The sequence below is a fragment of the Knoellia tibetensis genome (assembly GCF_048606415.1).
GTDB lineage: Bacteria > Actinomycetota > Actinomycetes > Actinomycetales > Dermatophilaceae > Knoellia > Knoellia tibetensis.
Genome location: NZ_JBMBWF010000001.1, coordinates 1,194,174 through 1,216,200 on the forward strand (window position 1 = coordinate 1,194,174; position 22,027 = coordinate 1,216,200).

The window sequence follows — 22,027 nt, forward strand, 5'->3', positions numbered from 1 at the left end:
CCTTGGGGGTTGCGTATGCCGGTCAGACGAGCAGGGTGCCCTCGAGGACACCCGCTCCACGGAGGTCGCGGTACCACCGCTCGTTGTCGAAGTCCTTGACGAAGCCGTGGCCGCCGAGGAGCTGGACGGCGTGCGAGCCGATCCGGGCGGCGTGGGTCGCATTGAGCGCACGCACCTCGCCGACGACCTGCGCCACCTGGGCGGGTTCGGCGTCGGCGTCGAGCCGGGCAGCGGCCTTGAGCACGGCGAGCCGGAGGCCGTCGAGCTCGATGGCGATGTCCGCCACCATGAAGGCCACGGCCTGGCGCTGGCCGATCGGCTCGCCGAACGCCTTGCGCTCCTTGACGTAGTCGGTCACCTGGTCGAGCACGGCCTGCCCCGTGCCCACAGCGGCCGCGGCCCAGGCGAGCCGCCCGCGCCGCACGGCGTCGCGGTGGTCGTCGGCGGTGCCGAGCAGGTTGGCCCGCGGGACGGTGACGTCGGTGAGCACGACCCTGCCGGTGCGCGCGGCGCGGACGCCCATGGCGGGGTCGTCCTCGACGGTGACGCCGTCGGTGGCGGCCTCCACGACGACGAGCCGCGCCTCGCCCTCGACCATCGCTGAGACGATGAGGAGCTCGGCGGAGTCGGCGTTGGCGACAAGGGCCTTGGTGCCGTTGATGACGAGCGAGTCGCCCTGTGGCACAGCCGTGGTCGTGAGTGCGAAGGGGTCGAAGAGCGGCTGGGGCTCCTGCAGCGCGAGCGCCGCCGCTGCGACGGGCTCGTCCCCCGTGAAGTGCGGGAGGTAGGTCGCCTGCTGGTCGGGGTCGCCGTAGAGCGCCAGCGCGGTGGCGACGGCGGCCGTCCCCATCTGGGCGACGGCGATGCCCATGTCACCGCGCGCGAGCTGCTCGAGGACGAGGACGCCGGCGACCGCCGACCGCTCCTCGGCGATGCCGCCGAGCTCCTCGGGCACACCGACGAGCACGAGCCCCATCTCCTGCAGGGCCTCGCGGACCTCCTCGGGCACGGCGCGCTCGGCGTCGGCGCGCGAACCGGCGGGGCGGATCACCTCGTCGGCGAGCTCACGCGTCGCCTCCTGGAGCATCTGCTGGTCCTCGGTGGGGGTGAGGTCGAAGACCCCGCGCCGCGCCACGGGCGAGGGGCGCGTCGCCGCGCCCGAGCCCTTGACCTGCTTGAAGGCCCGGCCCACAGCGACCTGGGCCCGGAAGCCGGCGTGGGTGCTGCGGCCGAGGATCCGCTCGACGCGGCCGCGGACCTTGGGGTCCGCCATGACGGGCAGGCCGCCTGCCTTGGAGATGAGTCGTAGGCCGAGGCGTTGGCCACGGTCGGCGAGGGTGGGTGTCGTCGCCATGCTGACGTCCTTCCACGTGGAGTTCGGGTGCGGCTCGGCGTGCGGTCAAAGTATCCGGTACACCGAGTGCCTGATACCGAGCGTACCGCACACTTGTCAGTCGGTAACCAGAAGTGCGCACCGAACCCGAGGCGCCGCTCCCGAGCGCCCGCCCCTCAGCCGGTGGCGACCGCGCGGTGTACGGGGATCTCGGTGCCGAGCGCCCACCCGGGCACGAGCGGCAGGGCGTCGCCGCTCCAGAAGCGGCCGGGGTCGTACCAGTTCATCGGCGCATCCGGCGTGAGCAGGCCCATCTCCTCGTAGGTGAGCGCGACGACCTCGGCGCAGTAGGCAACCTCGGGCCGGATCGCCTTGAGGTCGAGGTCGCGCGCCGAGACGTGCGCGTCGCGCCCGGTGAGCCAGCGCCACGCGAGCCGACCGGTCGAGGGGAACGAGACGCCGTCGAGCCGGGCCACGCAGCGCAGCACCGCGTCCTCGTGCTCTTCGCCCACCTCGGGCGTCAGCTGCCGCAGCCACGCGCGCTGGTCGTAGGTCTCCTGCCACCGCGACACCGCCGCGCGCAGGTCGTGCAGCTGGACACCGCGGTGGTGCCCGCCGGTCCACATGTCCTGGAGCGACTTGCCCATCTCGGCGTGCCACAGGAGCGGCGGGAGGTCGTCGAGGACGACGGCCATGCCGACGTGGTTGACCGGCGCGTTCGTCGCGGTCTGGATCGCGCGGTCAGCGACCGAGCGCCCCCTAAAGATCCACACGTCGCCGGTGCGGGTGAGCTCGACGGCCTCGTCGAGCGAGAGGCCTTCGGACGTGTGCTCCGGGAGAACCATGACCGCAGCGTATGCCGGGAGCGCGAGCACCCGGCATACGCTGCGGTCATGCAGTCGAACTGGTGGAAGCTGCTCGGTCTCGCAGGCGTCGTGTCCGTCGTCGCGACGGGTGCGGTCGTCGCGCGCAACGAGCGACAGCGGCGGGCCTACACGCCCGACGAGGTCCGCGAGCGCCTCCACGAGAGGCACGCCCGCGCCCGGCACCCCCGCACCTAACTCACCAATTCCTCCCGTTCGGTACGTGACGAGACGTGCCGAACGGGAGGAATTGGTGAGTTGTGCGCGGCAGGGGGTCGGGGGTCAGACCCAGAGGCTCGTGCAGCGGATGTAGCCGCCGCCCTTGGCGAGCTCGTCGACGTGCGGGGTGATGACGTTGAGCCCGGCCCGCTCGACGTCGGCGCGCAGCAGCGGCGCGCTGTCGCTCATGACGACGGTCGTGCCGGTGGAGACGAGGTTGCAGGCGAAGGACTCCATGGCCTCGGACTCCGCGATCTCGATCGTGTCGACCGCGTCGAGGCGGGCGAGCAGCTCGCGGCTCGCGGGGGTGAACGCCTCGGGGCAGTAGGCGATGAGGCCACGTCCGTCGGCGTCGGGCTCACGCAGGACGGCGAGGGTGAGGTCGATGTCGTACCAGTAGCTGTCGGGCCAGCCGCTGACGACGTTGACGTGCGGGGTCCCGTCGGGGTTGAGCAGCGGGAGCGTCTGGAGCTGGATGCGCTCGAGGCCGAAGCGCTCCGCGGCATACGCGAGCGCGGGCTCGTCGGAACGGTATCCGGCGCCGCAGAAGACGAGGTCGCCGCAGACGAGGGCGTCACCCTGGCCGCTGAAGCGCCACGCGTGCGGCAGGTCCTCGACGGTGTAGCCGAGCTCCATGAGCTTCGTGCGTGCCCACGGCTCCTCGCTCTTGCGCGAGGGCGGCAGGGTGGCCATGAGGGCGACGCCGTCGCGGACGAGCGCCCAGTTGGCGGTGTAGACACCGTCCTGGCTCGTCGGCGGTGCGTCGACCTGGAGAATCTCGGCGCCGGCTGAGCGCAGCGCCTCGCGGATGCCGGCGTGCTCGACCTCGGCCTTCGCCGTGTCGACGGTCGCGCCGTCCTCGTAGTAGGGGTTGAGCTTGTGGTCGTTGCCGAAGAAGTGGGCGGACGACATGAGCAGCGTCGAGTTCAACACCGTCGGACTCCCGTGCGGGGTGAAGGGCGCGCCTCACGGAATCGGAGACTCGGGGGGCACGCTACCCCCAGGCGCGGCTCAGCCAGGAACGGGAGCGGCGATCTGGGCAGCCATGTGGCCGGCGCCGTAGCCGTTGTCGATGTTGACGACGGCGACGCCCGGCGCACAGCTGTTGAGCATCGTCAGCAGGGGCGCGAGACCCTCGAAGGCGGCGCCGTAGCCCACCGACGTCGGCACCGCGACGACCGGCGCAGCGACGAGCCCTGCGACGACACCGGGGAGCGCACCGTCCATGCCGGCGACGACGACGATGGCCCGCGCCGCCCGGAGCTCGTCGAGCCGGCCGAGGATGCGGTGCAGGCCGGCGATCCCGACGTCGACGACGAGGTCGGCGCGGCGCCCGAGGTGGCGTGCGACGAGCAGCGCCTCGCGCGCGACGGGCAGGTCGGAGGTGCCTGCGGCGACGACGAGGACGGTCCCGCCCGTGGGCTCAGGTGGCTCGGCCGGCCACGCGACGAGCCGGGCGGTCTCGTCGTGGGCGGCGTCGGGCAGGGACTCGAGGACGGCGGCGACGTGTTCGGGTGACGCACGGGTGAAGAGCGTGCGGGCTCCCCGCTCCCCCACGGCGGCGGCGATGACCCGGACCTGGTCGGCGGTCTTCCCCTCGCAGTAGACCGCCTCGGGGTAGCCGCGTCGCGCGGACCGGTCGAGGTCGAGCTCGGCGATGGCGCGCAGCTCCTCGCCCGGCTCCCACTGCTGGTCCGCCATGTCGTCGCCCACCTCCGTGGCCGCCTCAGCCGCGGGTGGTGGCGACGAGCGGAAGCGTGAACGCACCCGACTGGATGCCGCCGAGGTCCACGGCGACGAACCGGAAGCCGGAGGCGCGCACGACGGCCTCGACCTCCTCGCGGGTGCCGGGCTCGGTGGCCCGCGCGATGTCCTCGGGCGGCAGCTCGACCCGGGCCACGTCGCCGTGGTGGCGCACGCGGCAGTCGACGAACCCCAGCGCGCGCAGCCCCGACTCCGCGGACTCGACCTGCGCGAGCTTCTCGGGCGAGACCTCCTCGAAGTGCGGGATGCGCGAGGCGAGGCAGGGCGCGGCGGGCTTGTCGGCGCAGGGCAGCGCGAGCACCCGGGCGACCCGGCGCACGGCCGCCTTGTCGAGCCCGGCGTCGGCGAGCGGCCGCAGGACGCGGTGCTCGGTCGCGGCCCGCGACCCGGGACGGTCGGGGCGTTGCGCGTCGTCGGCGTTCTCGCCGTAGGCGACCGCGTCGAGCCGGTGCGCCTCGACGACCGCGTCGTCGATCCGGGTGAAGAGCTCGTCCTTGCAGTGGAAGCACCGGTCCGGACCGTTGAGCCGGTATGCCGGGTTGTCGCCCTCGTGGGTCCTCACCTCGACGACGGGGACGCCGATCAAGGCGGCGACGTCGTGCGCGGCCGAGCGCTCGTCGGCGGCCAGGCTCGGTGAGACGCCGAGGACGGCGACGACCCGGTCGGGCCCGAGTGCCCGGGCCGCCAGGGCGAGGAGCGTGGCGGAGTCGACACCGCCCGAGTAGGCGACCCCGACCCGTCCGAACGAGGTGAAGGCACGCAGGACCTGCTCGACCCGGGGCTCGTCGGGTCCGAACGTCGTGTCCTCCATGCCTTCACCTTCTCACCTGCTCGACGACGCGGTCCGGCGGCGTCCGGGACGGGACCGGCACGCCCCCTCCTTGCGGACGCCGACCGCCCGCGGCGAGAGTGAGCCCATGACATCGAGCACGAGCACGGTCGACGAGAGCCCCGCCGAGGCGGCGAGGAGGGCGGCCCGGATCGGAGACGAGCACGGGGTCCTCGCCACCGAGCAGGTCGAGCGCTTCATCGCCGAGCAGCTCGCCGCGACCGACCTCGACGGCAGGAGCGTGTGCATCGTCGTGCCCGACGGGACCCGGACCTGCCCGCTGCCGATGCTCATGCGCGCCGTCCACGCCGCCCTCCACGGACGGGCGACCCGGATGACGACGCTCATCGCCCTCGGCACGCACCAGCCCATGAGCGAGGAGGCGCTCGCCACGCACCTCGGCTACGAGCCGGGCGCGCTCGAGGAGACCTATCCGGGCATGACGGTGCTCAACCACGAGTGGTGGGAGGAGTCGACCTTCGCCGACCTCGGGACGATCCCGGCGTCCCGGCTGGCCGAGCTGTCCGAGGGCCGGCTCACGATGGACGTGCCCGTGCTCCTCAACCGGGCGGTCGTCGAGCACGACGTCGCGCTCGTCGTCGGCCCGGTCCTCCCCCACGAGGTCGTCGGCATCTCGGGCGGCAACAAGTACTTCTTCCCCGGCGTCGCCGGCCAGGACATCATCGACGTCTCGCACTGGATCGGCGCCCTCATCACCTCGGCCGAGATCATCGGCACGACGTCGATCACGCCGGTGCGCGCGCTCATCAACGAGGGTGCCTCACTCGTGCCCGCCGAGAAGCTCGCCCTTTGCGTCGTCGGTGAGGCGGGCAGCCTCGACCTGCACTCGATCTCCTTCGGCGACACCATCTCGTCGTGGGCCAGCGCGGCCGAGGTCTGCGCGGCGACGCACGTGCACCACCTCGACGAGCCGGTGTCCCGGGTCATCTCGGTGATCCCCGAGATGTACGAGGACATCTGGACCGGGGCCAAGGGCTTCTACAAGCTCGAGCCGGTCGTCGCCGACGGCGGCGAGGTCATCCTCTATGCCCCGCACATCACCGAGATCTCGTCGAGCCACCCCGAGATCCTCGACATCGGCTACCACTGCCGCGACTACTTCGTGAAGCAGTGGGACCGGTTCAAGCACGTCCACTGGGGCACGCTCGCCCACTCGACGCACCTGCGTGGCGCGGGCACCTACGACGCGGAGACCGGTGAGGAGCGGCTGCGCGTCAAGGTCACGCTGGCGACGCGCATCCCCGAGGAGCAGTGCCGTCGCGCCAACCTCGGCTGGGTCGACCTCGAGTCGATCGACCTCGCCGCGGCGGAGGCCGACCCCGACACGTTCGTCGTGCCCAACGCCGGCGAGGTTCTCTTCCGGCTGCGCTGACCACGTCTCGTATGCCGTGGTGCACGGTCCCTCGATGGGGACCGGGCGCCTGCCACTACCGTGCACGGATGACCACCCACCTCTGGATCGACGCCGGCGCCGGCGTCGCCGGGGACATGCTGCTCGGCGCGCTCGTCGACGCCGGAGCGCCGCTGGACGAGCTCCAGGACGTCGTCGACGCGGTGCTTCCGGGGACCGTCCGGCTGTCGGTCGCCGAGGTGACGCGGGCCGGGCTGCGCGCGGTGAAGGTCGACGTCGAGGTGCTCGTCGAGGACCAGCCGCACCGGCACTGGTCCGACATCCGTGAGCGCATTCTGGGCGCAGGCATCCCGGAATCGGTGCGGGACAGCGCTCTTCGCGTCTTCCATGCGCTCGCCGAGGCCGAGGCCGCCGTGCACGGCGTGGCCGTCGACGACGTGCACTTCCACGAGGTCGGCGCGTGGGACTCGATCGCCGACGTCGTCGGCGTCGCCGCTGCCCTCGACCTGCTCGGGGTGACATCGGTGACCGCCGGCCCGGTCGCCCTCGGCTCGGGCACCGCACGCACGAGCCACGGGCTCGTCGGAGTGCCCGCTCCCGCGACCCTCGAGCTCGCCAGGGGCTGGGACGTCGCCGCCGTCGGTGACGGGGAGCTCGCGACGCCGACCGGCCTGGCGCTCGTCCGCGGGCTGGCGCGCCGGTGCGAGCCGCTGCCGCCGATGCGCGTCACGGCATCGGGCTCCGGTGCCGGGAGCAAGGACGTGGAGGGCCGGGCCAACGTCACCCGGGTCGTCCTCGGGACGCGGGTCGGCGACGCGGACCCGTCCGACGCGCCGGCCGTTGCCGCCCCTCTCGTCAGCGTGACTCCCGAGGAGCTGTGGGTCCTCGAGGCCAACGTCGACGACCTCGACCCGCGGCTGTGGCCCGGCGTCCTCGAGGCCCTCCTCGACGCCGGCGCGGCCGACGCCTGGCTCACCCCGATCCTCATGAAGAAGGGCCGTCCGGCCCACACCCTGTCCGTGCTCTGCGCCGACGGCCTCCGCGCCGTCCTGCGCGACGTCGTCCTCGAACGCACGACCACCCTCGGCGTGCGTGAGCACCGCGTCGAACGGTTCGCCCTCGGACGCTCCTGGGAGACCGTCACCGTCCGCGGGCACGAGGTGCGGGTCAAGCTCTCGCACGCACCCGACGGCCGGGTCGTGCACGCGACCCCCGAGTTCGAGGACGTGCGAGCGGCAGCCAGGGCGGCCGGCATACCGGCTCGGGTCGTCCTCGACGAGACCAACGCCGCCGCACAGGCCCTGCGGCACCCGGCGGCGGACCGCCCTCGACAGGACTGAGGACCCGGGGCCTCAGCCCAGGCGCTCGGGGTCGAGCAGGAGGTCACGGACGATGCTCGCCAGGCGGCCGGCGTGCGCCCCGTCGACGATGCGGTGGTCGGCGGTCGCGACCAGGACGAGGACCGGTCGCACCACGACCTCGTCCCCGATGGCCACGGGCCTGGGCTGCACGGCACCGACGGCCAGGTAGACGGGAGTGCGGGCGAAGGGCAGTGGGGCGAGGAACGCCTCGTCGAGCCCCAAGGTGCCGACGTTGGACACGAAGGCCGTACCGAGGGGGAAGCCCGGCTGTCCCAGTGCCGACCGCCCCAGACCTCCCGCGAGGAGGCTCGCAAACGACAGGGCCGGACGCATGAGCCACGTCGGCATGAGCCGCACGACCCCCGAGCTCCGACGGTAGGCGAGGTCCTCGCCGTCGCGGAGCCCGGCAGCGCCCGCGTCGAGGCGGCGGGCGACCTCGAGAGGTGTGAGCCGGTCGACGTCGAGCACCTTGACCGGCGCGAGGTCGGAGCCCTGCTCGATGTCGACCGCGAACCCCACGTCGCAGGTGTCGAGCTCGACGAGGCGGCCCAGCACGACGCGGGCCCGCACCTCGGGCACCTCCCTGAGGGCCCGGCCGAGCGCCGCCCCGACGACGTGCGTGATCGTCACCCGCTCACCCGACTCGGCCCGGACGCGCTCGAGGTAGGCGAGCGAGGCCGTGGCGTCGACCTCCATCCGCGCATAGATCCGCCCGTCCCGCGACGGCCGCCAGGTCGCGACCGCGATCTTGCGCCGGATGGGGGTGCGGCGGCGGGTCACGCCCCGCTCCCCGTGCGCTGGTGCGACGACGTCGGTATGCCGGACAGCGCCACCCTGGCGATCGCCCTCGGCGCCCCCGTCACCGCGGCGAGCGGCGCGGCACGCCGCGGCAAGCGGAGGTGCGGGCGTCCCTGCTCGATCGCACCCACCACCGCGCGGGCGACGTCGTCGGGGTCGAGCAGGGTGAGCAGCCGCGCGCGCAGGACCCTGCGGAAGGAGGCAGCGCTGGGGCCGTGGCGGTTGATCCGCTCCATCATCCCGGAGGCGACGGGACCGATCTCGACCGCGAGCGTCCCCACGGGTGTTCCTCGCAGGTCGGCACGCAGGCCCGACGTCCCGTGGGTGAGCCCGGCCTTGCTCGCGCCGTAGGCAGCGAGCCCGGGGAACGTCGCCACGCCCGCCAGCGAAGAGATGTTGACGAGGTGACCCCGGCCGCGGGCGAGCATGCCGGGCAGGACCTGTCGGCACAGCTCGAGAGGCGCGGTGAGGTTGAGGTCGAGCGTCGTGCGCAGCTGGTCGGCGGAGAGCTCGGGCAGACGGGCACTCGTCTCGACACCGGCGTTGTTGACGAGGATGTCGACCGGCCCCTCGTGGGCCTCGACCTCCTCGACCAGACCACGCAGGCGCCCGGGGTCGCACAGGTCTGCGGCGAAGGCCCTTCCACCCGTCGCGTCGGCGAGGGCCCGGAGCGCGTCCGGTGTGCGCGCCACGAGGCTCACCCGCGCCCCGCGGTCGGCCAGGTGCCGGGCCAGGGCAGCACCGATCGTGCCGGTGGCCCCTGTGAGGAGCACGTGCGCGCTCGACGTCCGCATCCGCACAGTCTCACCCAGGACGTCGACGCCGCGGCCCGCAGGGCCGCGACCGAGCGGCCGGGCTCGACGGTCGGCACGGTCTCACGACGACTGCGGCACGGGCTCCCAGTGCACCGCCTTGAGGGCGACGAGCTCGTCGAGCAGGTCGGGTCCGTAGCCACGTCCCGCGCCGCTGTCGCCGCGCGGGTCCGCCGAGCCGCCGGGTGCGCCGCCGAAGACGGCGTTGACCTTGACGGTGCCGACGGGCAGCTCCTCGATGGCCTGGAGGGCGTGTCGGGTGTCGGGCGTGAGCACGGTCGCGGCGAGGCCGTAGCGGCTCACCGAGGCCTGGGCGAGCCCGTCCTCCCAGGAGCGGACCGTCGTCAGCGCGGCGACGGGCCCGAAGGTCTCCTCGGTCATGACGTCGAGGTCCTCGCGGCAGCGGTCGAGCACGGTCGGTGCCCACCACGCCCCGTCGAGCTCGAGGCGCTTGGCGCCGCACCGCACGCGAGCGCCGCGTTCGACGGCGTCCGCGACGTGGGCGGCCACGACGTCGAGCTGCGCCTCGTCGACGAGGCGGCACAGCGTCGTGGAGTCGTCGCGCGGGTCGCCCGGACGCAGCGCCTCGGCCAGGGCCACGAGCTCCCTCGTGACGGCTTCGGCGACCTCCTCGTGGAGGTAGACGCGCTCGACCGATGTGCACAGCTGGCCGGCGTTGGTGAAGGCACCGGTCGCGATCTGCTGCGCCGCCCACCGCGGGTCGACGCCGGCGTCCACGAGGAGGGCGTCCTTGCCGCCGTTCTCGGTGAGCGCCTTCGCCCCACGCGCGGCGCACACGGTGCGGATCTCGCGCCCCGCGGCGCTGCTGCCGATGTGGCAGACGACGTCGACCGTGTCGACGATCGCCCGGCCCACCTCGGCATCCCCCGCGACGCTGCTGAGCACGCCCTCGGGCAGGCACTCCTGGATGAGGTGGGCGAGGCTCAGCCCGGGCGCCATCGAGCGCTCGGAGGGCTTGTGCACCACGGTGTTGCCGGTGACGAGCGCGGCACCGAGCAGCCCGGCGGCGGCCGGGAAGGGGTCGTTCCACGGCGTCAGCACGCCGACGACGCCCCGGGGCTCGCGCCGCACCCAGTCGACCGAGCCCGCGGCGCCGGCGAGCGACCGCCCTCCGGCCAGCCCGGTGACGGCCACCTCGTCCAGCAGGGACGCCGCGACGACGGCCGACTCGCGTGACTCGCGCAGCAGGCGGCCGGTCGTTGCGCAGAGCTCCTCGCCGAGCTCGTCCGCGTGGTCGCGCACGAGGTCGGCGGCGTTCCTCAGCGCGGCGGCGCGCTCGGCCGGCGCCGTGTGACGCCAGGCCGTCGTCGCCCGGCGAGCGTGGTCGACCGCCTCGGCGACCTCGCGCTGGCTCGCACCGAGGTCGCTGGTGGTGGTCGGCCGGGAAAGTGTCGTCATGCCTGCACGGTGCCCGGTCGACGGACCCGTCAAACGTCGTCGGCGGCCCCTGGGGCCGTCGTACCACGCACCGCCGAGGGCCGACTCTCCGGGGGAGTGAGAACCGCTTCTCCGGGGTAGGAGCGCTCCATGCGTGTTCTGGGAGTCAACGCCCTCTTCCACGACCCGTCGGCGGCCCTCGTCGTCGACGGGCGCATCGTGGCGGCTGCCGAGGAGGAGCGCTTCTCGCGGCGCAAGCACGGCAAGCGACCGGTGCCGTTCTCGGCCTGGGAGCTCCCCGACCGGGCGATGGCGTGGTGCCTCGAGGAGGCTGGCCTGGCGCCCGGTGACCTCGACGCGGTGGCGTACTCGTTCGACCCGTCGCTGGCGAAGCCCGCCGAGGACATGGGACTGAACGACCCGTGGGACCACCTGCGGCTGCGCTACGCCGAGTCGGCGCCGGGCTTCCTCGCGGCCTCCTTGCCGGGGCTCGACCGCGAGAAGGTCCGCTTCGTGCCGCACCACGTCGCCCACGCGGCGTCGGCGGCCCTCGCCGGACCCTTCTCGGGCGACGGCCGACCCTGCAGCGTCCTCGTCCTCGACGGCCGCGGCGAGCAGGCGTCCCACCTCGCCGGACGCTACGAGCACGGGCGGCTCGAGACCCTGGCGGCGCAGTCGCTGCCGCACTCCCTCGGGCTCGTCTACGAGTCGCTCACGACCCACCTCGGGTTCCTGCACTCCTCCGACGAGTACAAGGTCATGGCCCTCGCGTCCTACGGCCGTCCGGTCCACCTCGAGCGCCTGCGTGAGCACATCCACGCGACCGGCGACGGTGGCTTCGTCGCCCTCGCGCCCGACTGGTCCGAGCTCGTCCCGGCCCGCGCCGGCGGCGAGACCGACTGGCCCGCGCCCTACGCCGACCTCGCCTGCTCCGTGCAGGCCGTCGTCGAGGAGGTGCTCGTCGACCTTGCCCAGTGGCTGCACTCGGTGACCGGCGACTCCACGCTCGCGATGGCGGGCGGCACGGCGCTCAACTGCGTGGCCAACAGCCGGATCTGGCGCGGGACGGCCTTCGACGACGTGTGGGTGCAGCCCGCTGCCGGCGACGCGGGCACCGCGCTGGGGGCCGCGCTCCAGGTCACCGCCGACGACGACGCGCCGGCCGACCCCATGGCGACCGCCGCGCTGGGCCGTGGCTGGTCCGACGACGAGCTCGCGGGCTGGCTCCGTGCCGCGGCCGTGCCGTTCACCACCCCCGACGACCTCGCCGCCGCGGCTGCCGACGTGCTGGCATCCGACGGGGTGCTCGCGTGGTTCGACGGGCGCAGCGAGTTCGGGCCGCGCGCCCTGGGCCACCGCTCGCTCATGGCCCACCCGGGTCGTGCGTCGAACCTCGAGCGGCTCAACGACGTCAAGGGGCGCGAGCAGTTCCGCCCGGTCGCGCCGATGGTGCTCGCCGAGCGCGCCGCCCAGATCTTCTCGGACGGCCCGATCCCCTCCCCCTACATGCTCTTCGTGCACTCCGTCGACCCCGCGTGGCGCGACCGCATCCCGGCCGTCGTCCACGTCGACGGCACGGCCCGCATCCAGACCATCGACGACGCCACGACCCCGCGGGTCGCCGCGCTGCTGCGCGCCTTCGAGTCCCGCACCGGGCTGCCGGTCGTCGTCAACACGAGCCTCAACACCGCCGGCCGTCCCATGGTCGACGACCCGCGCGACGCCCTCGAGCTCTTCGGGTCCGCACCCGTCGACGCCCTCGTGCTCGGTCCGCACTTCGTGCGGCGGAGCGACCTCTTCGCCGGCGGCTCCCGATGACCGGGACCGAGACCCTGTCGTATGCCGTCGTCGTCCCGACCGTGGGACGACCGAGCCTCGTGCGCCTGCTCGAGACCCTCGCTGCCCAGGGCGAGCCGAGGCCGGTGGAGGTCGTCGTCGTCGACGACCGCCCGGCGCCGGACGGTCCCCTCGACGTCCCGGCAGGGCTGATGCGGCAGCTCCGGGCCCGCGTCGTGCCGGGGCTCGGCCGCGGCCCGGCCGCCGCCCGCAACCTCGGCTGGCGGCTCTGCCACACCCCGTGGGTCTGCTTCGTCGACGACGACGTGCTGCTGCCGGACGGCTGGGTCGACGGCCTCGTCGCCGACCTCCTCGCGGCGCCCCAGACCAGTGCAGCCGTGCAGGGGCGGCTGCACGTCCCGCTCCCCCGGGACCGGCGCCCCACCGACTGGGAGCGCTCGACCGCAGGCCTCGAGCAGGCGCGCTGGGCGACCGCCGACATGGCCTACCGCCGTGAGGCGCTGCTCGAGGTCGACGGCTTCGACGAGCGCTTCCCCCGCGCCTACCGGGAGGACGCCGACCTCGCCCTGCGCGTGATGAGGGCGGGCTGGACGCTGACGGTCGGGCAGCGCTCGACGACCCACCCCGTGCGACCGAGCGACCGTGGCGCCAGCCTGAGGGCACAGCGCGGCAACGCCGACGACGCCCTCATGCGCCGGCTCCACGGACGGCAGTGGCGTGTTGTGGCCGAGGTCGGCCACGGGCGCCTCCCCTGGCACGTCGCCACCACGGCGGCCGCTGCCGTGGCCCTCGCCGGTGCGGCGTTCTCGCGCTCACGGAGCGGGAAGGTGGCGGCGGCAGCCGGCGCGACGGCATACGGGATCCTCACGGCCGACTTCGCCGCGCGGCGCATCGCGCCGGGACCGAGGGACGCCCGCGAGGTGGGCGAGATGCTGTGGACGAGCGCGGCCATCCCCGTCGCCGCGGTGGCCCACCGGGTCCGCGGCTGGTGGCGGCACCGGTCGGCGCAGCCGTGGCGGCCCGCACCGCGCGCGATCCTCTTCGACCGTGACGGCACGCTCGTCGAGGACGTGCCCTACAACGGCGACCCGCAACGCGTGTCGCCGGTGCCGGGTGCGGCGGAGGCCCTGGCGCGTGCCCGTCGCGCCGGGCTCCGGCTCGGCGTCGTCAGCAACCAGTCGGGCGTGGCTCGCGGCCTGCTCAGCCTGGCGGACGTCCAGGCGGTCAACACCGAGGTCGAGGCCCGGCTCGGGCCGTTCGGCACGTGGCGGGTCTGCCCGCACGGCACCACCGACGGCTGCGACTGCCGCAAGCCGGCGCCGGGGCTCGTGCTCGCCGCAGCCCGCGACCTCGGCGTCCACCCGCGTGACTGCGTCGTCGTCGGCGACATCGGGTCCGACGTGCTGGCTGCCCGGGCGGCCGGCGCCTCGGCGGTGCTCGTGCCCACTGCGGCGACGCTGCCGGAGGAGGTCCGGGACGCGCCGGTCGTCGCGACCGACCTCGTGTCGGCGGTCGAGCTGGCCCTCGGAGGCATGCATGGCTGACCTTCCCCGCACCCTCGCCGTCCGTCTCGACAGCGACGGTGACGTCCTCCTCATGGGCCCTGCACTCCGGGCACTGCGCGCCGGCAGCAGCCGGCTCGACCTGCTCGTCGCCCCGACCGGCCTCGAGGCCGCGAGGCTCCTGCCGGGCATCGACGAGGTGCTCGTCCTCGACCCGTCGTGGACCGGGCTCGACCCGGCCCCGGTGGACCCCAGAGCCGTGCTGTCCCTCGTCGAGGACCTGCGGGCGAGGCACCACGACACCGCGGTGGTCTTCACCTCCTACCACCAGAGCCCGCTGCCGATGGCGCTCGTCGCACGGCTGGCCGGCATCGCCGCCGTCGCGGCGACGTCGGACGACCACCCGGGCAGCCTGCTCGACGTGCGCCACCGCCGCCTGCCGGGCCGCGACGACGACGGCGGGCCCGACGGCGGTCACGAGGTGGCCGCGGCGCTCCGCCTGGCCGAGGCGGCCGGGTTCCCACTGCCGTCCGGTGACGACGGTCGGCTCCGGCTGCGGCCCCTGCCCGTCTCCCCGCGCGCCGACGGCGGCGGACGGGGGCGTGTCGTCGTCCACCCGGGCGCCTCCGTGCCGAGTCGCGCGATGGGTCCCGGGCTCGCCCGGGCCGCCGCGCTGGCCCTGCTCGCGGACGGCTGGGACGTCGTCGTCACGGGCGGTCCCGCCGAGCGGGAGGCCTGCATCGCGGCGACGCCTGACGGCGCCACCTGCCTGGCCGGGCACACCTCCCTCGCGGAGCTCGCGGCGGAGATCGCCGGAGCCGTGGCGGTCGTCGTCGGCAACACCGGCCCGGCGCACCTCGCCGCCGCGGTGGGCACTCCTGTCGTCAGCCTTTTCAGCCCGGTCGTGCCGCTCGAGCGGTGGAGGCCGTGGGGCGTCCCGCACGTCGTGCTCGGAGACCAGCACGCGGCGTGCCGAGGCACCCGCGCACGCGAATGCCCGGTCCCCGGGCACCCGTGCCTGTCGACGGTCTCGGCCACCGACGTGAGCGACGCCGTGAGGCGGCTGGCCGGCATACCGACGACGGCTCCGGTCCACGCGGCTTGGGCGGAGGGGGCGTCGTGAAGGTCCTCCTCTGGCACGTCCACGGCTCGTGGACCACGTCCTTCGTCTCCGGCGGCCACGACTACGTCGTCCCGGTGGTGCCTAACCGCGGGCCCGACGGGCGCGGGCGGGCGCAGACCTGGGACTGGCCGGCCTCCGTCCGCGAGGTCGGCCCGGAGGCGCTCCTCGCCGAGGGCGTCGACGTCGTCGTCCTGCAGCGACCGCACGAGGCCGAGCTGCTCCGGTCCTGGACCGGGCTGCGGGTCGGTCACGACGTCCCCGCCGTCTACCTCGAGCACAACGCGCCGACCGGCCACGCGGTGCGGAGCGAGCACCCGGTGACCACGGAGCCCGACCTGGCCGGGCTGCCGGTCGTGCACGTCACCCAGTTCAACGCGATGGCCTGGGACTGCGGCGACGCGGTGACGTCGGTCGTCGAGCACGGCGTCGCGGACGCGGGGTACCGCTGGACCGGCGAGGAGGCCGACCTGGCGATCGTCGTCAACGAGCCGGTGCGGCGCTGGCGGGTCGCCGGCACCGACATCGTCCTCGACCTCGCGCGCGACCTGCCCGTCACCGCCTACGGGATGGGCACCGACGAGCTCGGCGCCCGGGCCGAGCAGGACGGGCTCGCGGGCCTGGGCCGGAGCCGGTGCCACGACCTCGTCCAGGCGTCGCTGCACGCGCGCCTCGGCCGGCACCGCGCCTATCTGCACCCCTACCGCTGGACGAGCCTCGGCCTCTCGCTGCTCGAGGCCATGTCGCTCGGGATGCCGGTGCTCGCGCTCGCGACGACCGAGCACCACCGCGCCGTGCCCCCGGCCGCCGGTCTCGTCACCAACGACCTCGACCTGCTGCGCCGCACCGCGGCCCGCTGGCTCGACGACCCCCTCGAGGCCCGCGACCGCGGCCTTGCCGCCCGCGAGCACGTCCTCGCCCACTACGGTCTCGACCGCTTCCTCGCGGACTGGGACCAGATCCTCAAGGAGGTTGCGTCGTGAAGATCACCATGGTCTCGGAGCACGCCAGTCCGCTCGCCGTCCTCGGCGGTGTCGACGCCGGAGGACAGAACGTCCACGTCGCCGCCCTCGCCCGGGAGCTGGCCCGTCTGGGCCACGAGGTCGACGTCTACACCCGGCGGGACGACCCCGACCTCGCCGAGCGCGTCGAGCTCGGTCCGGGAGCCCACGTCGTGCACGTCCCCGTCGGCCCGGCGCGGCCGGTGCCCAAGGACGACCTCCTGCCCCTCATGGACGCGTTCGGCGACTGGATGCGCCGGGACTGGGAGCGGCACGGGCTGCCGGACGTCGTCCACGCGCACTTCTGGATGTCGGGGCTCGCGTCGCTACGCGCCACGCGCGGACTCAATGTCCCTGTCGCACAGACGTTCCACGCGCTCGGCACCGTCAAGCGCCGGCACCAGGGGCGGGCGGACACGAGCCCGCCGCACCGCATCAGCCTCGAGCAGCGGATCGGCCGTGACGTCGACCTGCTCATCGCCACCTGCCGCGACGAGGTCCGCGAGCTCGACCTCATGGGCGTCGCGGCCGCGAGGGTGCGGGTCGTCCCCTGTGGCGTCGACACCACGCAGTTCACCCCGCTCGGCCCCGCCGTCCCGAGCCGGGTCCCGGGGGGGCTGGATCTGGACGCGCTCCCGCCGGGCCCACGGCTCCTGGCGGCGGGCCGTCTCGTGCCCCGCAAGGGCTTCGACGAGGCCGTCCGCGCCCTCGCCCACCTGCCAGAGGCACAGCTCTTCGTCATCGGTGGCGGCGCCCAGGACCGTCTCGACACCGACGCCGAGGTCCGTCGCTTGCGCCTGGTCGCGCAGGAGTGCGGCGTCTTGGACCGCGTGCACCTCGTCGGCCAGGTCCCCCAGGACGAGATGCCGGCGTGGTACCGCTTCGCCGACGTCGTGCTGGCCACGCCGTGGTACGAGCCGTTCGGGATCACGCCCCTCGAGGCCGCGGCCAGCGGGCGCCCCCTCGTCGGCACCGCCGTCGGCGGGCTGCTCGACTCGGTCTGTGACGGGGTGACCGGCCGCCTCGTGCCGCCCCATGACGTCAGCGCCCTCGTCGGTGCGCTCCAGGAGGTCCTCGGCGACGATGACCTCCGCACCCGCTGGGGTGCCGCGGCGCGGGCCCGTGCTGTCGAGCGCTTCGACTGGTCGGTCGTCGCCCGGCACACCGAGGACGCCCTCGCGCAGCTGTGCCGACCCACCGTCGAGGCGACCTGCGAGACGCGGGAGTGGCTCGAGTCGCACACGGGCGAGCTGCGCGCGGGCATGGACTCCCTGCTCGGCCAGGCGGCCCTCATCCGCTCGTGGGGTGAGCGCCTCGCGACCGCCCTCGTCGGCGGCAGCCGGCTGCTCGCCGCAGGCAACGGTGGCAGCGCCGCGGAGGCGCAGCACCTCACCGCCGAGCTCGTCGGCCGCTACCGCGACGAGCGTCGACCGCTGTCTGCCATCGCGCTCACCGCCGAGACGTCGAGCCTCACCGCGATCCTCAACGACTACGGGCCCGACGAGGTCTTCGCCCGTCAGGTCGAGGCCCACGGCCGCCCCGGCGACATCCTCGTGCTCCTCTCGACGAGCGGGTCGAGCAGCAACGTCCTGCACGCCGCCAAGCGTGGACACGAGATCGGGATGAGCGTCTGGGCGATGACCGGCCCGGCGCCGAACCCGCTCGCGAGCCTCGCCGACGAGGCCCTCACCCTGTCGGCGCCCTCCACCGCCGCGGTTCAGGAGGTCCAGCTCGTCGCGGTGCACGCGCTGTGCGCCGCCCTCGACGCCTCGCTGTCCGCACGCGGGGCCATGACGGCGGCGGGAGCACCCTGACGTGGCGCAGGGGATCCGACTGACCGTCGTCGGGGACGTCGTGCTCGACCGCGACCTCCTCGGCACCGTCGAGCGCATCTGCCCCGACGCGCCCGTCCCCGTGGTCGACCTCGACCGCGAGCAGACGTCACCCGGGGGCGCCGGGCTGACGGCGGTGCTCGCCGCCGGTGACGGCGCCGACGTGACCCTCGTCTGCCCCGTCGCGGACGACGAGCCCGGCGCGCTGCTCGTGGCGCTGCTCGGCGAGGCCGGGGTCCGTGTCGTCGCGCTGGGGCAGGACGGTCCCACGCGCGAGAAGTGCCGGGTCCGGGCCGCCGGCCAGTCGCTGCTGCGTCTCGACCGCGGCGGCCCGGCAGCACCCACCGGCGCCCTGTCACCGGAGGCCCGGGACGCGATCGAGGACGCCGACGTCGTGCTCGTCTCCTGCTACGGCGCCGGGACGAGCGCCGACCCCGAGGTGCGGGCAGCGCTCGGCGCGAGGGCAGCGCACGCACCGGTGGTGTGGGACCCGCACCCGAAGGGCGGTCCGCCGGTGCCCGGCTGCGCCCTCGTCACGCCCAACCTCGACGAGGCGCGAGCCACCTGCGGTCATCCCGACGGCTCGGGTGACGAGCTCGCCGAGGAGCTGCGCGTGTCCTGGACCGTCGACGCCGTCGCCGTGACGTGCGGCGAGTCGGGGGCCTGGCTGGCGCGGGACGACGCGAACCCGTTGCTCGTGTCGGCCGAGCCCGCCTCGGGCGACCCGTGCGGGGCCGGCGACCGCTTCGCCTCGACCTGTGCACTGGCCCTCGGCCGGGGCAGCGGCGCCGAGGAGGCGGTGGAGAGCGCCGTCGCCGCGGCGGGCGAGTTCGTCGCCGCCGGCGGGGCGGCGGGATGGCGTGCGGCCAGGGCGGCCGCGACCGCGCCGGCCCCTCCTCGCACCGTCGTCGCCAGCGGCGGCTGCTTCGACGTCCTGCACGCCGGTCACGTCGAGACCCTCACCGCCGCCGCCGCCCTCGGTGACGAGCTCGTCGTGCTCCTCAACAGCGACCGCTCCGTCCGCCGCCTCAAGGGCACCGGCCGGCCGGTCAACACCGTCGAGGACCGGGCGGCGGTCCTCTCGGCCCTCGCCTGCGTCGACCGGGTCGTCGTCTTCGACGAGGACACGCCCATCGATGCCCTGAGGCACCTTCGCCCCGACGTCTGGGTCAAGGGCGGCGACTACGCCGTCGACGACCTCCCCGAGACACCGGTCGTCCGCTCGTGGGGCGGCCGCGTGCAGACCCTTCCCCAGCTCCCCGGGCGGTCGACGACCGCCACCATCACCCGGCTCACCCAAGGAGGCCACCGTGCCAGCTGAACGACCCCTCGGCACCGTCTACGTCACCGGCGGATCCAGCGGCCTCGGTGCCGCCGTCGTCGCCGCCGTCGCCAAGGCGGGCGGCCGACCGGCCGTCATCGACATCGCCCCGCCCGAGGACACGTCGATCCCGTATGCCGTCGCCGACCTCTCCGACTCGGCTGCGGCCGAGCGGGCGGTCGCCGACCTCACCGAGAGGGTGGGCCCGCCGTCGGCCGTCGTCACGGCCGCCGGCACCGACGCGTGCGGGCCGCTCGGCGAGATCCCCGTCGACGCGTGGGAGCGCGTCGTCAGGGTCAACCTCCTCGGCACGGCGGCCGTCATCAGGGCCTGCCTGCCCGCCCTGGAGGAGGCGGGCGGCACCGTCGTCACGGTGGCGTCGACCCTCGGCCTGCGAGCGGCAGGTGACGCGACGGCATACTGCGCCTCGAAGTTCGGGGTCGTGGGGTTCACGCGGGCGCTCGCCATGGAGCTCGCCGGCCGGGTCGGGGTCACCCTGCTCGTGCCCGGCGGCATGCGGACGCACTTCTTCGACGGCCGGACGGAGCAGTACAAGCCTGGGCCGGACGCGCAGCTCAACGACCCTGCGGACGTGGCCGAGGTCGTCACGTTCGCCCTGCGCCAGCCCCCCGGCTGCGAGGTGCGCGAGCTCGTCGTCGCCAGCTCGACGGAGCCGTCCTGGCCGTGAGCACCGTCCTCGTCCTGCGCGCGCTGGGGCTCGGCGACGCCCTCACCGGCGTCCCGGCCCTGCGCGGGGTCCGGCGCCGCTGGCCCGAGGCCGAGCTCGTGCTCGCCGCGCCTCCGGAGGTGGGCGGCTGGCTGCGGTCGCTCGCGGTGGTCGACCGCGTGCTGCCCACCCGTGGGCTCGAGCCGCTGGAGTGGGACGGGCCGCCACCCGACGTCGCGGTCAATCTTCACGGGCGCGGCCCTGAGAGCCACCGGCTGCTCCTCGACCTCGCTCCGGCCGAGCTCGTGGCATTCCGGTGCGACGAGGCGGGCGTGGACGACGGGCTGCCCTGGCCTGACGAGGACCACGAGGTCGACCGGTGGGTCCGGCTCGTCCGCGAGGCGGGCGGCTTCTGCTCCCCGGAGGACCTCCGGCTCGGGCCGGTCGGGCGCCGCGGGCACCACGTCGTCGTCCACCCCGGTGCGGCATCGCCGTCACGTCGGTGGCCTGCCGCCCGCTGGGCCGAGGTGGCCGGTGCGATGGCCGGGCGGGGTCGTGCCGTCGTCGTCACCGGGACGGCCCCGGAGCGCGAGCTGTGCGAGCAGGTCGCAGCAGCTCCGGGCGTCGAGAACCGTTGCGGCGAGGACGATCTCGCCGGACTGGACGAGCTCGTCGGCTCGGCGGACCTGGTGCTCTGCGGGGACACCGGCACCGCTCACCTCGCGACCGCCCGCGCCACCCCGTCCGTCCTGCTCTTCGGCCCGGTGGCACCAGCGGCGTGGGGGCCACGCATCGACCCGACGCTGCACCGCGTCCTCTGGCGCCCCGAGGCGTCCGACGGCCCCGGCGACCCCCACGGCAGCGAGCTCGACCCCCGACTGGCCGCCATCACGGTCGACGAGGTCCTTGCCGCGGCCGCCTCGCTCCTGGACGAGCCGGCCCTCAGCCCGCCTCGAGCTCGAGTCCCCTGAACCACTCGACGGTCTGCTGCAGTCCGGTCCGCCACGGCGTCCGCGGCTGCCAGCCCAGCAGCTCGGTCGCACGTGTCGTGTCGGGCCGGCGCACGCGCGGGTCGTCGACGGGGAGGTCGACGAACTTCACCTCGGAGCGCGAGCCGGTGACGGCGACGACGTCCTGGGCGATGCGCAGGACCGACATCTCCTCCGGGTTGCCGAGGTTCACCGGGCCCGGGGAGTCGCAGGCGGCGAAGGCGAGGATGCCTGCGACGAGGTCGTCGACGAAGCACACGGAGCGCGTCTGCGAACCGTCGCCGGCCACCGTGATGGGCTGCTCGAGCAGCGCCTGCCGGATGAACGTCGGGATCGCCCGGCCGTCGTAGGGCCGCATCCGCGGTCCGTAGGTGTTGAAGATCCGCACGATCCCGGCGTCGACCCCCTCATGGCTCCGGTATGCCGTGACGAGCGCCTCGCCGTAGCGCTTGCCCTCGTCGTAGACCCCTCGGGGCCCGATGGGGTTGACGTGCCCCCAGTAGCCCTCACCCTGGGGGTGGACCTGCGGGTCACCGTAGACCTCGGACGTCGAGGCGAGGACGAAGCGGGCGCCCTTCTCCTTGGCCAGTCCCAGTGCGTGCCACGTGCCGATCGCCCCCACCTTGAGGGTCTCGATCGGGATCTTGAGGTAGTCCACCGGCGACGCCGGCGACGCGAAGTGCAGCACGGTGTCGACGTGACCGGGGACGTGCACGAAGTCGGTGACGTCGCACGGGACCACCCGGAACCCCTCGCGGCCGAGCAGGTGCGCGACGTTGTCGCGCGAGCCGGTGACGAAGTTGTCGAGGCACGTGACGACCGCCCCGGCGTCGAGCAGGGCCTCGCAGAGGTGGCTGCCGAGGAAGCCCGCCCCGCCCGTGACGACGACGTGCCCTCCGTGCCAGTCGCGACCCGGGCTGCGGGGCGCGGCGTTCGACGCGGACAGGCCGGACTCGTCGGACATTCCGGACGGGTCGGGCTGGGCACCGGTGTGCGAAGACGTGGGCACGGCTGCTCCTCGGGTCGGGTCTGCCAGCCACCTACCCCGG

20 protein-coding genes are annotated in these 22,027 nt (G+C 74.5%); 11 read left to right on the forward strand and 9 right to left on the reverse strand.

From position 1 onward, the window contains the following. Window positions 1-22: 22 nt before the first annotated feature. Together ACOJV7_RS05740 and ACOJV7_RS05745 are read right to left on the reverse strand one after the other, a co-directional pair. Window positions 23-1,354, reverse strand: coding sequence for an acyl-CoA dehydrogenase family protein (locus ACOJV7_RS05740; RefSeq protein ID WP_420189172.1), 1,332 nt, complete (start codon window positions 1,352-1,354; stop codon window positions 23-25). Between the two features lie 155 nt (window positions 1,355-1,509). After that, on the reverse strand, window positions 1,510-2,178 hold the full coding sequence (locus ACOJV7_RS05745; protein WP_420189173.1) for a hypothetical protein: 669 nt from the start codon (window positions 2,176-2,178) through the stop codon (window positions 1,510-1,512). 48 nt (window positions 2,179-2,226) lie between these two features. On the opposite strand from ACOJV7_RS05745, the gene ACOJV7_RS05750 reads away from it, so the two are divergent. After that, complete coding sequence (locus tag ACOJV7_RS05750; protein WP_420189174.1) at window positions 2,227-2,394, forward strand: hypothetical protein; 168 nt, start codon at window positions 2,227-2,229, stop codon at window positions 2,392-2,394. Between the two features lie 84 nt (window positions 2,395-2,478). Here the strand turns inward: ACOJV7_RS05750 and ACOJV7_RS05755 are convergent, their stop codons facing one another. From ACOJV7_RS05755 to larE, 3 genes are all read right to left on the reverse strand, one after another. Continuing rightward, a complete protein-coding gene (locus tag ACOJV7_RS05755; protein ID WP_420189175.1) occupies window positions 2,479-3,348 on the reverse strand; it encodes a dimethylarginine dimethylaminohydrolase family protein in 870 nt (289 codons plus the stop codon). A gap of 78 nt (window positions 3,349-3,426) precedes the next feature. Continuing rightward, window positions 3,427-4,116 (reverse strand): nickel pincer cofactor biosynthesis protein LarB, encoded by a 690-nt coding sequence (gene larB, locus ACOJV7_RS05760; protein ID WP_420189176.1) that lies wholly within the window; start codon window positions 4,114-4,116, stop codon window positions 3,427-3,429. 25 nt (window positions 4,117-4,141) lie between these two features. Continuing rightward, window positions 4,142-4,990, reverse strand: coding sequence for an ATP-dependent sacrificial sulfur transferase LarE (gene larE / locus ACOJV7_RS05765; RefSeq protein WP_420189177.1), 849 nt, complete (start codon window positions 4,988-4,990; stop codon window positions 4,142-4,144). 106 nt (window positions 4,991-5,096) lie between these two features. On the opposite strand from larE, the gene ACOJV7_RS05770 reads away from it, so the two are divergent. Together ACOJV7_RS05770 and larC are read left to right on the forward strand one after the other, a co-directional pair. Beyond that, window positions 5,097-6,401: a lactate racemase domain-containing protein gene (locus tag ACOJV7_RS05770; RefSeq protein WP_420189178.1), complete on the forward strand. Its 1,305-nt coding sequence runs from the start codon at window positions 5,097-5,099 to the stop codon at window positions 6,399-6,401. 68 nt (window positions 6,402-6,469) lie between these two features. Further along, window positions 6,470-7,720 (forward strand): nickel pincer cofactor biosynthesis protein LarC, encoded by a 1,251-nt coding sequence (gene larC, locus ACOJV7_RS05775; protein WP_420189179.1) that lies wholly within the window; start codon window positions 6,470-6,472, stop codon window positions 7,718-7,720. Between the two features lie 12 nt (window positions 7,721-7,732). Here the strand turns inward: larC and ACOJV7_RS05780 are convergent, their stop codons facing one another. The 3 genes from ACOJV7_RS05780 to ACOJV7_RS05790 all read right to left on the reverse strand — a co-directional run bounded on the left by ACOJV7_RS05780 (window position 7,733) and on the right by ACOJV7_RS05790 (window position 10,770). Next, window positions 7,733-8,521 (reverse strand): 2-oxo acid dehydrogenase subunit E2, encoded by a 789-nt coding sequence (locus ACOJV7_RS05780; RefSeq protein ID WP_420189180.1) that lies wholly within the window; start codon window positions 8,519-8,521, stop codon window positions 7,733-7,735. After that, entirely contained in the window at window positions 8,518-9,333 is an 816-nt protein-coding gene (locus tag ACOJV7_RS05785) for an SDR family NAD(P)-dependent oxidoreductase (RefSeq protein WP_420189181.1), read from the reverse strand. Before ACOJV7_RS05785 ends, ACOJV7_RS05780 begins: the two co-directional genes overlap by 4 nt. An 81-nt stretch (window positions 9,334-9,414) precedes the next feature. Continuing rightward, complete coding sequence (locus tag ACOJV7_RS05790) at window positions 9,415-10,770, reverse strand: aldehyde dehydrogenase family protein (protein WP_420189182.1); 1,356 nt, start codon at window positions 10,768-10,770, stop codon at window positions 9,415-9,417. 129 nt (window positions 10,771-10,899) lie between these two features. Between ACOJV7_RS05790 and ACOJV7_RS05795 the strand changes: the two genes are divergently transcribed. From ACOJV7_RS05795 to ACOJV7_RS05830, 8 genes are read left to right on the forward strand one after another with little or no spacing between them, the layout of a single operon-like run. Next, window positions 10,900-12,567 (forward strand): carbamoyltransferase family protein, encoded by a 1,668-nt coding sequence (locus tag ACOJV7_RS05795; RefSeq protein ID WP_420189183.1) that lies wholly within the window; start codon window positions 10,900-10,902, stop codon window positions 12,565-12,567. Then, a complete protein-coding gene (locus ACOJV7_RS05800; protein WP_420189184.1) occupies window positions 12,564-14,090 on the forward strand; it encodes an HAD-IIIA family hydrolase in 1,527 nt (508 codons plus the stop codon). The genes ACOJV7_RS05795 and ACOJV7_RS05800 overlap by 4 nt, the downstream gene beginning before the upstream one ends. Continuing rightward, window positions 14,083-15,171 carry a glycosyltransferase family 9 protein gene (locus ACOJV7_RS05805; RefSeq protein ID WP_420189185.1) on the forward strand — a complete coding sequence of 363 codons (1,089 nt, stop codon included), beginning with the start codon at window positions 14,083-14,085 and terminating at the stop codon, window positions 15,169-15,171. Before ACOJV7_RS05800 ends, ACOJV7_RS05805 begins: the two co-directional genes overlap by 8 nt. After that, window positions 15,168-16,151 (forward strand): glycosyltransferase, encoded by a 984-nt coding sequence (locus tag ACOJV7_RS05810; protein WP_420189186.1) that lies wholly within the window; start codon window positions 15,168-15,170, stop codon window positions 16,149-16,151. The genes ACOJV7_RS05805 and ACOJV7_RS05810 overlap by 4 nt, the downstream gene beginning before the upstream one ends. Then, entirely contained in the window at window positions 16,148-17,983 is a 1,836-nt protein-coding gene (locus tag ACOJV7_RS05815; RefSeq protein ID WP_420189187.1) for a glycosyltransferase, read from the forward strand. The genes ACOJV7_RS05810 and ACOJV7_RS05815 overlap by 4 nt, the downstream gene beginning before the upstream one ends. Window position 17,984: 1 nt before the next feature. Beyond that, the gene (locus tag ACOJV7_RS05820) at window positions 17,985-19,322 is read left to right on the forward strand and encodes a PfkB family carbohydrate kinase (protein ID WP_420189188.1); all 1,338 of its coding nucleotides are present in this window, start codon (window positions 17,985-17,987) and stop codon (window positions 19,320-19,322) included. Beyond that, window positions 19,312-20,010, forward strand: a complete 699-nt coding sequence (locus tag ACOJV7_RS05825; protein ID WP_420189189.1) for an SDR family oxidoreductase — start codon at window positions 19,312-19,314, stop codon at window positions 20,008-20,010. The genes ACOJV7_RS05820 and ACOJV7_RS05825 overlap by 11 nt, the downstream gene beginning before the upstream one ends. After that, a complete protein-coding gene (locus ACOJV7_RS05830) occupies window positions 20,007-20,960 on the forward strand; it encodes a glycosyltransferase family 9 protein (protein WP_420189190.1) in 954 nt (317 codons plus the stop codon). The genes ACOJV7_RS05825 and ACOJV7_RS05830 overlap by 4 nt, the downstream gene beginning before the upstream one ends. Here the strand turns inward: ACOJV7_RS05830 and ACOJV7_RS05835 are convergent. Continuing rightward, entirely contained in the window at window positions 20,932-21,987 is a 1,056-nt protein-coding gene (locus ACOJV7_RS05835) for a UDP-glucuronic acid decarboxylase family protein (protein ID WP_420189191.1), read from the reverse strand. The genes ACOJV7_RS05830 and ACOJV7_RS05835 overlap by 29 nt on opposite strands. Between the last annotated feature and the right edge of the window lie 40 nt (window positions 21,988-22,027).